Source organism: Paraburkholderia sp. UCT2, from assembly GCF_014397665.1.
Classification (GTDB): domain Bacteria; phylum Pseudomonadota; class Gammaproteobacteria; order Burkholderiales; family Burkholderiaceae; genus Paraburkholderia; species Paraburkholderia tuberum.
The window spans coordinates 55,000-70,922 of record NZ_VZQO01000042.1 but is presented as its reverse complement, the minus strand read 5'-3'; the positions used below and the strand labels follow the sequence as shown (position 1 = coordinate 70,922).

At 62.5% G+C, this 15,923-nt stretch carries 14 protein-coding genes and 1 pseudogene; 3 read left to right on the top strand and 12 right to left on the bottom strand.

Annotation, left to right across the window (positions count from 1 at the left end):
• Positions 1–207: 207 nt before the first annotated feature.
• Positions 208–642: a VOC family protein gene (locus F6X39_RS27740; RefSeq protein WP_008918388.1), complete on the bottom strand. Its 435-nt coding sequence runs from the start codon at positions 640–642 to the stop codon at positions 208–210.
• Between the two features lie 151 nt (positions 643–793).
• On the opposite strand from F6X39_RS27740, the gene F6X39_RS27735 reads away from it, so the two are divergent.
• The 3 genes and pseudogenes from F6X39_RS27735 to F6X39_RS27725 all read left to right on the top strand — a co-directional run bounded on the left by F6X39_RS27735 (position 794) and on the right by F6X39_RS27725 (position 2,575).
• Positions 794–1,669, top strand: coding sequence for a LysR family transcriptional regulator (locus tag F6X39_RS27735; RefSeq protein WP_187618932.1), 876 nt, complete (start codon positions 794–796; stop codon positions 1,667–1,669).
• 147 nt (positions 1,670–1,816) lie between these two features.
• A pseudogene (locus tag F6X39_RS27730) lies at positions 1,817–2,134 on the top strand (LysE family transporter); the annotation flags it as partial.
• 90 nt (positions 2,135–2,224) lie between these two features.
• Positions 2,225–2,575 (top strand): hypothetical protein, encoded by a 351-nt coding sequence (locus tag F6X39_RS27725; RefSeq protein ID WP_187618931.1) that lies wholly within the window; start codon positions 2,225–2,227, stop codon positions 2,573–2,575.
• Between the two features lie 64 nt (positions 2,576–2,639).
• On the opposite strand, the gene glnA is transcribed toward F6X39_RS27725, so the two are convergent.
• The 11 genes from glnA to F6X39_RS27670 form a co-directional block, all read right to left on the bottom strand.
• Positions 2,640–4,145 (bottom strand): type I glutamate--ammonia ligase, encoded by a 1,506-nt coding sequence (gene glnA / locus F6X39_RS27720; protein WP_187618930.1) that lies wholly within the window; start codon positions 4,143–4,145, stop codon positions 2,640–2,642.
• A 93-nt stretch (positions 4,146–4,238) separates the two neighbouring features.
• Positions 4,239–4,442 carry a hypothetical protein gene (locus tag F6X39_RS27715; protein ID WP_090806402.1) on the bottom strand — a complete coding sequence of 68 codons (204 nt, stop codon included), beginning with the start codon at positions 4,440–4,442 and terminating at the stop codon, positions 4,239–4,241.
• Between the two features lie 312 nt (positions 4,443–4,754).
• Positions 4,755–5,921, bottom strand: a complete 1,167-nt coding sequence (locus F6X39_RS27710; RefSeq protein WP_187618929.1) for a radical SAM protein — start codon at positions 5,919–5,921, stop codon at positions 4,755–4,757.
• Positions 5,922–6,497: 576 nt separating this feature from the next.
• Entirely contained in the window at positions 6,498–6,623 is a 126-nt protein-coding gene (locus F6X39_RS27705; RefSeq protein ID WP_409340077.1) for a zinc ribbon domain-containing protein, read from the bottom strand.
• A gap of 160 nt (positions 6,624–6,783) precedes the next feature.
• Entirely contained in the window at positions 6,784–8,400 is a 1,617-nt protein-coding gene (locus F6X39_RS27700) for a methyl-accepting chemotaxis protein (protein WP_187618928.1), read from the bottom strand.
• Positions 8,401–8,580: 180 nt separating this feature from the next.
• Entirely contained in the window at positions 8,581–9,273 is a 693-nt protein-coding gene (locus F6X39_RS27695; RefSeq protein WP_187618927.1) for a phosphatase PAP2 family protein, read from the bottom strand.
• A 152-nt stretch (positions 9,274–9,425) separates the two neighbouring features.
• Complete coding sequence (locus tag F6X39_RS27690) at positions 9,426–11,138, bottom strand: SulP family inorganic anion transporter (protein WP_187618934.1); 1,713 nt, start codon at positions 11,136–11,138, stop codon at positions 9,426–9,428.
• A 652-nt stretch (positions 11,139–11,790) separates the two neighbouring features.
• Positions 11,791–12,843: a substrate-binding domain-containing protein gene (locus F6X39_RS27685; protein ID WP_184049508.1), complete on the bottom strand. Its 1,053-nt coding sequence runs from the start codon at positions 12,841–12,843 to the stop codon at positions 11,791–11,793.
• 45 nt (positions 12,844–12,888) lie between these two features.
• Positions 12,889–14,049 carry an ABC transporter ATP-binding protein gene (locus F6X39_RS27680; protein WP_187618926.1) on the bottom strand — a complete coding sequence of 387 codons (1,161 nt, stop codon included), beginning with the start codon at positions 14,047–14,049 and terminating at the stop codon, positions 12,889–12,891.
• A gap of 3 nt (positions 14,050–14,052) precedes the next feature.
• Positions 14,053–14,970 (bottom strand): carbohydrate ABC transporter permease, encoded by a 918-nt coding sequence (locus F6X39_RS27675; RefSeq protein ID WP_187618925.1) that lies wholly within the window; start codon positions 14,968–14,970, stop codon positions 14,053–14,055.
• Positions 14,967–15,923: a carbohydrate ABC transporter permease gene (locus F6X39_RS27670; RefSeq protein ID WP_187618924.1), complete on the bottom strand. Its 957-nt coding sequence runs from the start codon at positions 15,921–15,923 to the stop codon at positions 14,967–14,969. Before F6X39_RS27670 ends, F6X39_RS27675 begins: the two co-directional genes overlap by 4 nt.

Below are 15,923 nucleotides of genomic sequence, written 5' to 3'. Positions count from 1 at the left end.
ACGGCTTTGCTCCACGCTTCCTCCCCACGCTCGGTCACCCTTACGCAGTTGCGCTTCACTTCATTCGCTGTGGTCAGCTTATGGGAGGACTTGCACCTCCAGGAGTGCGCCCATGCTGGGCGCACACGAAAATAGGCCGGTCGACCTGAATGGTCGACCGGCCTTCATTTGCAGTCATCCGTATCGTGGCGTCAACGCCCGCGACGCTTATTTGGCGAACAGCGACGACATATCGGCGAACGCCTTGAACTCGAGCGCATTACCCGACGGATCGAGGAAGAACATCGTCGCCTGCTCGCCGACCTCGCCCTTGAAGCGCACATGCGGCTCGATGATGAATTCGATGCCGGCCTTCTGCAGTTTGTCCGCGGCGGCCTGCCATTGCTCCATCGACAGCACCGCGCCGAAGTGGCGCACCGGCACCGCGTCGCCATCCACTGCGCTGGTATGACGGTGACCGACTTCGTCCGGCGCCAGATGCGCGACGATCTGATGACCGTAGAAATTGAAATCGACCCATGCGTCCGAACTGCGCCCTTCCGGGCAGCCGAGCAATTCGCCGTAGAACTCGCGCGCGGCGGCGAGGCTATGAACAGGAAACGCCAGGTGGAACGGCGGCAAAGCGGTTTCGGCAACGCTCATGATAGGAAGACTCGCTGGGGTGGGTGTGAGGATGAGTTACGACTGGCACGACTGGCAACCGGTTCAGTTGAAGCAAAGTTTAATCATGAATAAAAATGTTGAGAAACGATATATATTTGACCTGACCATCACCAAAATCGATTGATCGATCATGCTCAGCGAGTTGAAAACCTTGATTGCCGTCAGCCAGTACGGCACGTTCTCCGGCGCGGGCGCGCGCATCGGGCTCACGCAATCGGCCGTCAGCGCGCAGATGCAGCGGCTCGAACAGGAACTCGGCTTTCAGCTGTTCGACCGCACCGGCCGCTCTGCGACGCTCAACGAGGCGGGCCGCGAAACGCTCGCGCTCGCAGAGGAAATGATGACGCTCTATGCGCGGCTCTCCGAGCGCAGCGGCGGCGCCGCCGAAAGCGGCATGCTGCGGGTCGGCGCGATCGCGTCCGCGCAGGTGTCGCTGCTCGCCGACGCGCTCGCGCGCTTTCGCGACGACCGTCCCGGCTGGCGGATTCGCGTGGTGCCGGGCGTGTCGCTGGGGCTGCTCGGCCAGGTCGACTCGGGCGAGCTCGATCTGGCCGTCATCATCAAACCGCCGTTCGCGCTGCCGTCGGAACTCGAATGGCGCACGCTCGTCGCCGAACCGTTCGTGCTGCTCGCGCCGAAACAGCTTGCGCGCGGCGGCCGCTCGTGGCGCGAACTGCTGCGCAGCGAGCCGTTCATCCGCTACGACCGCGCGTCGTTCGGCGGACGGCTCGTCGACCGTTTTCTGCGGCGCGCGCGCCTTGGCGTGCGCGATGCGGTCGAGCTCGACGAATTGCAGGCGATCGTGCAACTGGTCGCGCGCGGCATGGGTGTCGCGCTGATTCCGAATACGGCCGGGCTCGGCAAATGGCCAGCGAGCGTCGTCGCACTCGAACTCGGCGATGCGAGCTTCGAGCGCGAGATCGGGCTCGTGCTGCGGCCGCGGCATAGCCGGCCGGTGGTCGCCGATGCGTTGGCGGAGTGTATTGCGAGCGCGGCGCACGGTTGAGCGCTTTGCACGCCGCATTCGATGCGAGTTCGCTTCGGGTTCGAATCGAGTGTGCTGCCATACGTACGCGCAACTGTATCTATGAGTCGCGCGCGACGGCGCGCAGAATCGTTGCTTCATTCAACCGGCTGCGTGGCGCGTTGCATTGCATCGGCGCGCGTCGACGAACCGCTCGGGCGACTCTATCTGCGTGGCCTTTTGCTGCATCTCATGAATCCGAAAGCGGTGCTGGTGTGGCTGTCGATCGTGTCGCTCGCGATGTCGCCGGTACACGGCGCCGCGCACGTGACGCCGGTCGTGCTGGGCTGCATGGTGATCGGCGCGACGGTATTCAGCAGCTACGCGGTGCTGTTTTCGACGGCGTCCGCACGCCGCGTCTATACCGCGATCCGGCGCTGGCTCGATGGCTCGCTCGCGGTGATGTTCGGCATTGCGGGGGTCAAATTGTTGACGTCGAAGAGTTGAGGTGGGTCGGGCGCGTCTGGGTCGCCCGAGGCCGCGCTCTGCGATACTGGCGGTTCGGCTCCATCAACGACGGCACCCACCCACGCAACGATGAACGGCAACGACCACGACGCACCTTCTTTCAACCAACGCTCGCCGCTGCAAAAGCGGCTCTATCTCACCGGCGCGGCGATCCTGGTCGCCAGCCTGATCGCCGCGGTGCTCATCTACGTGAGCGTGCCGCCGCCCGATAGCGCGGTCGCGATGTACGGCATGATCGATCCGCGCTATCAGATCGAGCTACAGCAGATCGGCGGCAACGCGGCGGTACTGATGGCGCAGTTGCATCAATGGTTCGATAGCTTGTGGCACGGTGCCCGGCTGGCTTATACGGTCGCGGCTCTGGGCGCCGCGCTCGCGGCTGGCTGCATTTTCATCGGCCATTTTTTCGCGGACGATTGAGTCGCGAGGCGCTCGCATCGAGGCGCTCTCGTACCAAGACCGAGTCACCGCCTGCGTTGTTCGTCTAGATATCGAAGTACAGATAAAACTCCCATGGATGCGGACGCAATTTGATGGTGTCGATCTCGCGGCTGCGCTTGTAGTCGATCCAGGTCTGGATCACGTCGTCGGTAAAGACATCGCCTTTGCGCAGGAACGTGTTATCGGTTTCGAGCGCCGCCAGCGCCGCGTCGAGGGAGCCCGGCACCTGCCGTATATTGCGCGCTTCTTCGGGCGGCAGATCGTAGATATTGCGGTCGAGCGGCTCGCCGGGATCGGTCTTGTTTTCAATGCCGTCGAGGCCGGCCATCAGCATCGCGGCGAAAGCAAGATATGCATTGGCCGACGGGTCCGGACAGCGAAATTCGACGCGCCGCGCGTTCGCCGAATCCGAATACATCGGAATGCGCGCCGCGGCCGACCGGTTGCGCTGCGACATCGCCAGATTGACGGGCGCCTCATATCCCGGTACCAGGCGTTTGTATGAATTCGTCGTCGGCGCGCAGAAGGCCATCAGCGCGGGTGCGTGCTGGAGCAATCCGCCGATGTACCAGCGGCACAGGTCCGAAGTCAGCGCCCAGCCGCCCGCGTCGTAAAAGAGGTTCTGTTCGTCTTTCCACAGGCTCTGGTGACAATGCATGCCGCTCGCATTGTCGGCGAACAGCGGCTTCGGCATGAAGGTTGCAACCTTGCCGTGCCGACGCGCGACGTTCTTGCAGATGTACTTGTAGATCATCACGTTGTCGGCCATGCGGGTCAGCGTCGCAAAGCGCATGTCGATCTCGTTCTGTCCCGCGGTCGCAACTTCGTGGTGATGCACTTCGATCTGTACGCCCGCCTGCTGGAGCGTCAGCGCGATTTCCGAGCGGATCTCCTGCAGCGTGTCATGAGGCGGCACCGGGAAATAGCCCTCCTTGTAGCGCTGCTTGTAGCCGAGGTTGCCACCGCCGTATGCGCCTTCGTCGCGACCGGTGGTCCAGTCGCCCTCGCCCGACTCGACGTAGTAGTAGCCGCAGTGCTGATCCTGGCCGAAGCGGATGGAGTCGAAGATGAAGAATTCGAGCTCCGGCCCGAAATAACACGTCGTCGCGATGCCCGTCTGGCGCAGATAGTTCTCCGCCTTTTTCGCCACGTAGCGCGGATCGCGCGAATACGGCTGCCGCAGCACGGGATCGACGACGTCGCAAATGATCGACAGCGTCGGCGTGCCGCAAGCCGGGTCGACGAAGGCCGTTGCCGGGTCAGGCCGCAGCAGCATGTCGGACTCGTGGATCTCCTGAAAGCCGCGGATCGATGAACCATCGAAACCGATGCCGGCGCTGAACAGGTCGTCGTGAACCTCGGGAAGCGTGATCGAAAAATGCTGCCAGAGTCCGGGCAAGTCGGTGAATTTCAGATCGACGATCTGAATATCGCGCGCTTGCAGCAGGCCGATCACATCGCTTGCGCTTTGTGGTCGCGTGACGCGATAGCTGCCCGCTTCGACGGACGCCGCAAACGGCGATCCGGTGGTTCCTTGCGTACTGGCCATGAACTTTGCCCTCTTCCGCCCCATTACCGCCCGTGTACTTATAGTCCAACGTTAGTACGTCCACGCGCGAAAGCAAGGCGGCGGTGCGTGGACCTAGCGGTCTTGCTCCAGTGCCTTCAAATGAGCCTCGCCGGCATCTCTGGCAGCGGCGGAGGTCGCATACGTCTCGTCCGAAACGAGCGAACGTTTGACCTCACGGGCCGCGAAGTCGACCAGCGTGATTACCCAGACATGCTCGCCACTCTGCTCGGCCGTTTGCACGAAAGCGCGCACGTCGCCCTTGTCCTCTGATTTCATCGTGACCTCCTTGTGGAAAAGTCGCGCGGAAAAAGGGGAGCGCGACAATAAAGCCGTTCGCGAGCCGCGGTGCTTTCCTCACGGAGCGCGTAGCTTGATCTTAGGCAATGGAATCGGTCCAATGACAGTTTTCTCGCTTCCGATGCCGAGCACGGCCGATGGGTTCGGCGGTGAAAGCGGCTTGCCCGCAATCATCTAAAGCCCTCATCGAGACCTTGTCGGGAGGCGCGGTTCCGCCGGTGGAGTAACGCGGACGGGCGTTCGACTGGGCGAGCCGTCTCCCCCCAGGGACCTCAGCCGCGGAAATCGAGCTCATTCAGTTTGCGGCGTAGAACGGCGTTGGCCAGTCCGTCTTGCGAACGAGATGAGCGCCGCCCGAGGCAATTCTTCGACTGAAAGCGCCCACAGCGAATACGCAACGCTGCGCTGGAACAACAAGCCCACAGCAGCCCGAAGCTGCCCCTTGCCCAGCGCGTACACCGAGTCGGTCACGGCGACGGCACCGTGCATCAGAATGCTGGCATGCCGGTAGCATCCCATCATGCAGTCATTGCAGGGTTGCCGTTGATCGGGCAGGCGGTCGAGGTCGAAGACGGAGCCCATCGGCTCAGGCCACGCCTCGCAACGCCAAACATCGAGGTTCCAGTCGATATAAAAGTACTTGCTGCCACCGATGCATGGAACCAGTTGCTGTTCGCCGCGCACGAAACGCGCGACCTCGGCCAGCGCAGCGCTCGGGTCCATGACACGGAAATGCTTCTTGAGGCGCGCGATTGCGCTCAACGCTTCGAGTAGTTCGTCGGCGTTCAGGTCGACGAGTTTCGATTCTTCGTCGTAAACAAGCGATGTAGATCCAAACGCCTCGCGCCGTGGATAGGAAAAAACGACGGCATCGAAGCCAAGGCGGTTGAGCGTCTCGGGAAGCAACTCGTAACGGACCAGTCGGCTCACCGTAATCGATGCGCAGACCTCGATGCCGAAGCTATGGGCCTGAGTGATGCCCTCGCGGATGCGGGCCTCGAGACCGCGCAGACCGCGATTGCGCTCATGCTCGCGCATGTCCGCGCTATCGATGGAAATCAGCAGACGCCTGAGGCCGGCCGCCGCCAGTGGCTTGATGTAGCGGGGAAGAAACCAGCCGTTCGTGATCACGCCGCACTGCATGCCGGCCTTGGTGGCCGAAGCCACGAGCGATGCGATCTCGGGATGAACCAGCGGCTCGCCTCCCTGCAGCGTCATGTAACGAATCCGGCGTCTGCGCAGGATCGGCAGTGCGCGCGCGAACTCATCAGGGTCGAGATAGCGACGTGGCCCCGCCAGATTTTTCTCGCGAGAGAACCCGCAGAAGTCGCATGCGGCGTTGCAAACGTTCGTCACCGATACGTCGCACACCGCGGGCAGCGGATTGCGAGGTTCGCTGCCGACACCGTCTGCATGCCGCTGATCGCGCCACTTGATGATCCGCTCTGTCGTATCCATGGGACCCTCACGGCCTACCGACGAATTCGGCAAGAAGCTTCATAGAATACGCTCGACGCGCTGCGCGTGATCCATTCTTACGCCAGCCTACACCCCGACCCGTGACGGTCAGCGGATGGAAACTACGCACCGTTGAAGTTAAACAACCGCATAACGGCAACCACGCGCAAATGACGTTGCCTATCATGCGTACCGCGCCGTCAATCTGGCAGCACGTACTGGCTATTTCCAGATTTGCACGCTCCCATCGAGATACCCAATCTCCTTCGTCTTGCTGCCCGTGAGCAGGCACGAGGTTGAAACGGCCCGAGTCTGGAGCGCAAGTCGGCTCACGTCTCGCAGATGCGCATAGGATTTCAAACGAGTCGGCGTTTTTGGTGTGACATCCCGTTTCAGGCTCCTGATAAACACGCGCCGCACAGTCGGCAACCGGCTTACGCCATCCCACAAGGCGACGGGAGGATCGGCGAGCGTAGATCCGCCGGCATGGCAGAACCGACGCACGAATGTCCGCGCGAAAGCATGGGCAACGGCTGCAAATGGCCCGGATTTTGCCGTCGCCCGATCAGACAGGTTTCAGCTCTTTCTGGAGGTTTTCGGCACAAATGGCGTGGGTATGTGCAGAACCTTCTCGCTCCCGCACTTTGGGCAAGCCGGATGAGCGTTTTCATGTTCAGCAAGATGCTCGGCATGTTCGAACATCTCACCGCACTTCTCACACCTGTACCGGTAAGTCGGCATGGCATTCCTCCAAAGAGAATCCCGCACGTCGGGCTGACCAGATACGTCTACGACGTCGGCAATAACCCATTCTAGTGCAGGAAAGTGCGAGAAACGCCTGCGTGCACCTCGCGCGCAGCGCTCACCGTATGGGGCGAATGTCAGTTTGCCCGTCGCCTACCAGCCGAAAGACCTGCACGGCATCTTCCAATGTGGACGCCTGTTCTTGCATGCTGGCTGCCGCGGCTGCCACCTGCTCCACCAGAGCAACGTTCTGCTGGGTCATCTCGTCCATCTGCCCGATCGCGCGGTTGACTTCGCCGATGCCGGTACTTTGCTCGTTGCTCGCGTGGGTAATCTCACCCATCAAAGTGACCACACTATCGACAGCCGTGACGATTTCGGTCATGTCCCGGCCAGCCTGGTCGACCAGTTCGCCGCCTGCATTGACGTTGCCGACCGAGTCGGTGATCAGCGCCTTGATTTCCTTGGCGGCCATGGCGCTGCGTTGTGCCAGGCTGCGCACCTCGGCGGCGACGACCGCAAAGCCGCGTCCCTGGTCGCCGGCGCGTGCTGCCTCGACGGCCGCGTTCAAAGCCAGGATATTGGTCTGAAAGGCTATTGAGTCGATCATGCTAATGATGTCGACGATCTTGTGTGAACTGCCGCGGATCAACGACATGGTGGTCACCACATGCCCCACCACGGTGCCGCCTTTGACCGCGAGATCGGAGGCCGAGGCGATGTGTTGGTTGGCGTGCGAAGCGCGTTCGGCATTGGCGCGGACCATCGCCGTCAATTGTTCCATCGTCGATGCGGTTTCCTCGAGCGAGCCAGCCTGCGCCTCGGTGCGGGACGAAAGCTCCGCGTTGCCGGCCGCAATTTCGCGCGCGCCCAGCGCGATCATATCGGAGGCACGTCGGACGTTGCCGACTACCGAGGCCAAACCGACACTGATGCCGTTCATTGCCTGCATCAACTGGCCCAGTTCGTCGCGCCGGCTGACATGAACTTGCGCGGTCAAATCGCCGGCCGCGAGTTTTTCGGCGGCGGCCTTCGCTTCGAGCAGTTGCATGCCGAGACCGCGCCGGGTCGTCACGAAGACCAGCGCGCTGACCAGCAGCGCGCCGAGTAGCCCGAAGCCGATCACCCCGGTTTGCAGGAAGGCGGGCAACGCCGCTCCCGGGCTCGCTCGGTCGGGGGGGATCACGGCCTCCAGCAGTCGACCATAGCCCAGCAGAAGTACGGTATTGGCGGCCAGGGTAAGCAGCGCGAGTCTGGCTCCGATCGACAGGTTCCGCACCTCACTGACGTCGAGGCCGACATACAGCGCGCCGATTACCTCGCCAGAACTGTCCCGGATCGGCTCGTACCGTGTCATGTATTGCTTGCCGAATAGCGTCGCGTAACCGGTGTAGGGTTGCCCCCCGCGCAGCATCCGATAGCCGGGATGCGAGCGGTCGAGTACCGTGCCCACGGCCCGCTCGCCGGTTTGCCTTTTGACCGAAGTGGCGACGCGCACGAAGTCGTCGCCAATTGCGACGAATAAGGTGCCCGTCGCGCGGGTTTTGCCGGTGAAGTGGTCCACTTCGCCGTAGTTGAGGTTCAGCAGGGTGTTCCCGTTCAGCAGCCCGGGGGTCATGACACCGAGGATGTCGACACTGCTTGATTCGTCGCGTGAAAATGGAGCTGGAAAATACCCGGCGAGCGTTCGCGCGTAACGGCGCACCTGGGCCTTGAGCGGCAGCAGAGAGTACATGAAGTGAACCCCGTCGACTAAGTCAGCGAGCCGAATAAATCGGACGTTTTATTCTGAATTCATTAGACAGAATATTGCATAAGATGGCAATAGAGTGTGCTCGCTAATCTCAGCTCACTGAAAAGCGGCGCCAGGGCGAACCTCAAGAATATCGGCATGCGCCGTGGCGCTCCGCGCGGGTCATAGATGTTTGAACACTCCGCACGCCAGAGCACGCAGTTCCTCGAACTGCGTGACGAGTTCGACACACAAAATGAAGGCCAGCATTGCAGAAGGTCCCGGATGGCGTTCGATCCATCGCAGCGCCGGGGTCGCGTAGCGCGCGCGGATCGCATCTCGAGTCAGGACCAAGGTAATCACGATGCCCACGGCGCCCCCTACCAACAAATCGGTCGGATAGTGAAAGCCGAGATAGGCCCGCGGAAGGCAAATGAAGAGCGCGGTATAGAGAAGCGCCAGCACGCCGATGCCCCGCCACACGAGGAAGATGCCGGTGGCGATGGCCATCCATAGCATGGCGTGATCGCTTGGGAACGAACTCCAGTCTGACAAATGCGCAGCCTGGGTCGCGCCGCTCGCGAACTGCAGATGAAGTTCGGCGCTATAGATGGGACGCACTCTAAATGGCAACCAGTGAGCCAGCAGCCTTCCGACGAAGAGCGCCACGACACCGCTGAGAAGCGTCGCGAGAACTATTTCGCGCCGCCATTCGGGGCGCCCGTCTTGCTGAAACCAGATCCACCAAAGCACGGCAATCAGTACCAGGCCTTTAAAGGTGTAGAGGTCGGCGATGGCTTGTATCGATTGGGTCGCGAAATGACCGAAGTGTATGCTGGACAGATATGTTTCGATGGTCGAATCAAAGCTGTTCATGTTCCTGTAATCGATATCTGCTAGTCGAAGCGGAAGGTCAGAATAATCGAGGCAAGCGACAACAAATGAGGCGCAGACAACGTTTGCTGGCAATTTGCCCGTCCGAGGCGGTGTTCGCGGCATGCGCCGCCTCAGTGCGAAGCCAGGGCCTGTTATGGCGCCCCCTTAACCTGCTCATGCGGATTCTCCACTCCCGCCATGCTCAGCGCCTCATGCAGCGTGCCGAAAATACAGCGCTCCTCGACGATCGGCGTGATTCCATGCCGATCCATATCCGAGCGCAAATAGCGATTCACTCGCGCAAAGACCACCTCGATCCCATTGCGCTTGAGCGCCGAGCACAACTCGCCCACCGAGCGCGCCGCCGAATAATCGACATCCGTAATCGCGCTCGCATCGACGACGAACCAGCGCACGGCGTTCGGTGCGTGATCGATCAGGCGGCGCGTATCGTCGACGAAAAAATGATCGTTCGCATAGAACAGATCGGCGCCGAAACGATAGACGATCAACCCCGGCGCGGTCTCCACGCCGGGCACCGCCGGCACCGGCACCCACATGCCGTCGCCGTTGGGCGCGAGCATCATCGTGTGGGGGCGGTAGCTGTGTCGCACGTGACGCAGCAACGACAACGCGACGGCGACCAGAATGCCGTGCTCGACGCCGATCAGCACGACCGCCGCCGCCGTGAACAAGGCTAGCGCGAATTCGCCGGGACTTTCGCGGCGAATCGAAAAGAGCGACTGCAGATCGATCAGGCCGACCGCGATCGTAAACACGATGCTCGCGAGAATGCAGTGCGGCAGATACTGCAGATAGCGGCTGAAAAACAGCAGCACGACCACCACGACCGCCGCGAACACGAGCTGCGCGAACTGGCTGCGCGTGCCGGCGCGATCGGCCATCGCGGTCTGCGTCAGGCTGCCGTTGACGACGAACGCGCCGGAAAACGCCGCCGCCGCGTTGGCGGCCGCGATGCCGAGCAGGTCTGCGTTGGTATCGACCGGCTCGTGATAACGGTCGGCGAACACCCGGCTCGCCGCGGCGCTTTGCGCGACGATCATCACGAAGCACGACGCCGCGACCGGCACGAGATCGAGCATCTGCTGCCACGTCACCGACGGAATCCGCAGCGGCGGCAATCCGCCCTCCACCGGTCCGAGGATGGAGATGCCGTGCGCGGCGAAGCCGAACACATCGCTCGCGGCAATGCCCGCGACGACCGCGACCAACGGCACCGGCAGGCGCGGCCAGAAACGTTTGCAGACGAGAATCGCGGTCACCACGAGCAGCGAGATCGCCAGTGTCGGCCGATTGCTCTGCGCGGCGTCGCTCACGACGAGCAGCAGTTGTTTCACGCTGCTCGCCGCATGTCCGGGCACGCCGAGCATGTCGCCGAGCATCGCGATGCCGACTTGCACGCCGACGCCCGCAAGAAAGCCGACCAGCACCGTACGCGACAGGAAATCGGCGAGAAAGCCGAGCTTGAAGATGCGCGCGACGAGCAGCAACGCGGCCGTCAGCAACGCGACCATCGCCGCGAGCGCCGCATACTCGGCGCTCGACGCGGGCGCCATCGTCGAAAGACGACTCGCGAAGATCGTCGCGGTGGCCGAATCGGCGGCGACGACCAGATGCCGCGAGGCACCGAAGAACGCGAACGCGACGAGCGGCAGGAACACCGTGTAGAGCCCGGTGACGGCCGGCATGCCGGCAATGCGCGCATAGCCGAGGACCTGCGGAATATCCATCGACGCAAGCTGCACACCGGCCAGCGCATCGCGCGCCGCCGCAATCCGGCTCAAAGGAAGAACGCCCTTCAGCACGCTGGCACGCGCCGCCATTTTTTGCAGAGAATCTTGCATACGCGATGCTGACCTAAAACGAAAGTAATCGCGCATCGTGCCGCGAACTGGCGCGCCAAGGCAAGACTTATGAAAGGGAGAACGGGCTATTGACGAAAACGAGAAAGCAAACCGAAAGAACGCAAACGATTGCTCCTTTCAAGCGCACAACAAACTAACGGACGTTAATCGCAAAGCGAAAATCTCCACGGCGCAGCCGCGGAAAAAACGCGCGAAGAAGATCTACCGTTTGAATTGCCCTGTCTGCGGGTCCACATGGCGCGCGAAACCGAACAGCGCAGCGATGCAGATCGGACAGGCGATCAGAAAGATGGCCAACATCACACTCACCCCGTAACAACTTGTTACCGGGAAGTGTAAAGAAATTTGAAGTAAGTTTAATGAGGGAAAACCGCAAAGCACTATTGCGAAGGATTACGGGAGCCTGAAAAAGATCGTCGATACGCAAGTGAAAACGCGAATAGGCGCACCATGCCGCGCGTGAAAAACCGCGCGGAAATATCCGTTGGACTTCAAGGAAAACCCCCGCCGCGCATTGTTGGCAGCCGCGCCCCTAGTCCGTTCGCAGGTCTGCACACCGCCCGCATACGACAGCCGCCACGGCGCGCGTCCGCGCGCCAGGCATCAGAGCGCCACGATTAGGCAAACCCTTCTACCGCTTTGCGCCGCGCGTATTTTTCTTCGGCATCGGCGCTGGCCCGACCGATTCGCGCATCGTCACGCTGAGCGGAAACTCGCGCAAGATCTCCCAGGTGGTGCCGTAACACTGGTTGATGAGCCAGCGCACCGCGTTTTGCGTAAGTTCCCCGGTTGGAATATGCACCGACGTGAGCCCGGGCGCCGCGTAGGCGGCCGAGTAGTCGTCGTCGTAGCTGATCACGGAAATGTCGTGCGGCACCGAAATGCCCGCCTGGTGAAAGCGCGCGAGCACGCTGACCGCCATCGTGTCGTTCGCGCAGAACAGGCCGGTCACGCGCCGCTGCGTCTCGAGCAGCTTCTGCGCGGCCGCGTAGCCGCCTTCGGGCGAAAAGTCGGATTCGATCAGCGTGACGTCGTCGCGCGCAATGCCGGCTCGCGCGAGCTCGGCGAAAAAGCCGTCGATCCGCATCACGTTGTCCGACGCGGTAGCGGGCCCGGAAATCACCGCGATGTCGCGATGCCCGTGATCGAGCAGCGTGCGCGCCGCGAGTTCGCCGCCGCGCCGATGATCCGCGCTGAACGACGCCTCGGGCAACTGCTCGAACGCGCGATTCAGGAACACCATCTTCGGATGCATGCCATGCAGCATGATCAGGTCTTCGTCGTGCAGATCGTGGCTGATCACGACCACGCCATCGCAATCGCGGCCGATCAAAAAGCGCACTGCCTCGATCGCCTGCTCGCGCGGCGACACCTCGCCGCAACCGGTCGCGACCACGACATGGCGCCCCACCGCGCGCAGCTCGGTGTCGGTCTGCTTCAGAATGGTGCCGTAGTAGGAACCGAAAAAAGTAGGCACGAAGATGCCGATGATGCCGAGCTGCTGCGTCGCCATCGCCCGGCCGATCGACGACGGGCGGAAATTCAGCGCCTCGATCGCCGCCTTCACGCGCGCCGCGGCATCGGCGGAAATCGGTCCCTTGCCGGAAATGGCTCGTGAGGCGGTCGACATGCCCACGCCGGCCAGTTCCGCGACGTCCTTGAGTGTTGCCACGCGGTTCTCCATCAAGCCTGTCTCGACGAGCCGCTTCGCGCGTGACGCGCCGCGGCGTTATAAGCGCGCGCCGCTCGCTTCGTCGAATAGCGAGACATGCGCGGCGTCGAACGAGAACGCCACGGTGTCATCCTCCGCAATCGGCGCTCTGGTCTGATCGATCGACGCGATCTGTTCGCCATGATAGTCGAGCCAGATCACGCGGTGGTTGCCCATCGGCTCCATTAGCGAAACTTTCGCGCGCTCGCTGGCGCCTTCCGTGATATGCACGTCTTCGGCGCGCACGCCGAGGACGCAGCGCACGCCATGCGCGGGCGCCCCCTTGAACGCGTACGCCGACACGTCGATTTGCGCATGCCCGGAGCAGAAGTGGAGCGCGCCGTCGCGCGTCTCGAGCGTGCCCCTCAGCAGATTCATCGCCGGCGAGCCGAGGAAGGTCGCCACGAACAGATTGTTCGGCCGCGCATAGACCTCGGCCGGCGTGCCGAACTGCTGGATCACGCCGCCGCGCATCACGGCCATGCGCGTCGCGAGCGTCATCGCCTCGACCTGGTCGTGCGTCACGTAGATCATCGTCGCGCCCAGGCTGTGATGCAGCTGCTTCAGTTCGCGGCGCAGTTCGGTGCGCAGCTTCGCGTCGAGGTTCGACAGCGGTTCGTCGAACAGGAACACGTCGGCCTCGCGCACGATCGCGCGGCCGATCGCGACGCGCTGCCGCTGTCCGCCCGACAACTGCGACGGCTTGCGCTTGAGCAGCGGCCCCAGTTGCAGCATCTCCGACGCGCGGGCGACACGCCGCGCGATGTCCGCCTTCGGCGTGCCGTTGATGCGCAGCGCGAACGACAGGTTGCGCTCGACGCTCATGGTCGGATACAGCGCGTACGACTGGAACACCAGCGCGATGCGGCGATCCTTCGGATCGGCCCACGTCATGTCCTCGCCGGCGATCTCGATGCTGCCGTCGCTGACATCGATCAATCCCGCGATGCTGTGCAACAGCGTGGACTTGCCGCAACCCGACGGCCCCAGCAGCACGACGAACTCGCCGGCAAGCACGTCGAGATCGAGGTTCTCGATCACCGTGTTCGAACCGAGGCGAATCGTCAGATTGCGGACCGCCACATTGGCCGGATGCGTGAGCGCCGCGGCGTCGGAGTCAACGTCAGCGCTTGCACCCGGCACGCCGGCCGCATCGATCGTATTAGCCATGTTTGCCATGCCCTACCCCTTGACGGCGCCCGACGCAATGCCGCGCACGAACCAGCGGCCCGAAATGAAGTAAACCGCGAGCGGCACCAGCGACGTCAGGATCGTCGCCGCCATATTGACGTTGTAGAGCCGCTCGCCGGTCGTCGTGTTGATGATGTTGTTCAACTGCACCGTCATCGGTAGATTCTTCGTGCCAGCGAACACAAGGCCCAGAATGAAGTCGTTCCAGATGTTCGTGACCTGCATGATCAGCGCGACGACGATGATCGGCGTCGACATCGGCAGCATCAGTTGAAAGAAGATGCGCCAGAAGCTGCCGCCGTCGATGCGCGCGGCCTTGAACAGCTCCTGCGGAATCGACGCGTAGTAGTTGCGGAACAGCAGCGTCATCACCGGCATGCCGAACATCGTATGGATCAGCACGATGCCCGGCAGCGAGCTGAACAGATGCACGCTCGCGAGCACGCGCACGAGCGGATAGATCATTACCTGCACTGGAATGAACGCGCCGACGAGCAGCACGCCGAACAGCAGACCCGCGCCGCGCGGCCGCCAGAACGACAGCGCGTAGCCGTTCACCGCGCCGACCATGATCGACAGCACCGTGCTTGGCACGACGATGCGTACCGAGTTCCAGAAGCCGACGCGAATGCCGTTGCAATCGAGCCCGGTGCAGGCCGACTGCCATGCGGCGCTCCACGCGTCGAGCGTGAAATGCATCGGCAAGCCGAGCAGATTGCCGAGGCGGATCTCGCTCATCGGTTTGACCGACGTGACCAGCATCACGTAGAGCGGCAGCAGAAAGAACACCGCCGCGGTGAGCAGAAACACGTAGATGCCGAGCCGCGCCGGCGAAAACGCCGAGCGGCGGGGCCGCGTGCGCGCGCGATGCGGCATGCCGCCTTTGAGCGTGGAATCGAGCGTGTTCATCCTCTCTCCCCGCGCAGCGCTGCACGGCTGCGTGCATAGAAGAACGGCGCGAGCACCGCCAGCACCGTCGCGAGCAGCACGATCGATGCAGCCGACGCAAGGCCGATGTTCGCGCGCCCGAACAGATAGTCCATGATGAATTTGGCCGGCACTTCGCTCGCGGTGCCGGGGCCGCCCTGCGTCATCGCGACGACCGCGTCGTACAGCTTCACGACCATCACGAACAGCAGCACGAACGCGGTCGAGATCGACGGTCCGAGCATCGGCACCACGATGCTCGCGTACACGCGCCAGCGAGGAATGCCGTCGATGCGCGCGGCTTTCCACAACTCTTCGTCGATGCCGCGCAGGCCCGCGAGCAACAGCGCCATCACGAGGCCCGAAGCCTGCCACACGGTCGCGATCACGATCGTGTAGATGACCCAGTCCTGATCGACGATCCAGTCGAAGCGCGCATGCGCGAAGCCGAGATTGCGCAGCACCTGCTGCGCACCCAGCGCGGGATTCAGGATCCATTGCCACACGAGCCCGGTCGCGACGAACGACATCGCGTACGGATACAGAAACACCGTGCGCAACGCGCCTTCCGCGACCACGCGCTGATCGATAAAGATCGCCAGCAGCAAGCCGATCACCATGCACGCGATGATGAAACACGCGCCATAGATCACGATGTTCTGCAGCGACGTCAACCAGCGGTCGTTGTGAAAGAGCCGCACGTACTGCGTGAAGCCCACGAAGTCGTTCGACGGAAACGTGTGCGAATTGCTGAGCGACACGCGCGCGGTCCAGACCATCGTGCCCAGGTACGTGAACACGACAGTCAGGAGCATCGGCAGCAAGGCCAGCCAGACCGCGATCGAAAACCGCCGGTTCAGCGGCTTGTTTCGCGGTTTGGGGTGCGACTTGTCCTGTGGCTTCGAACCCTCGGCTGGCAGCTTGAGCGCGTGCAT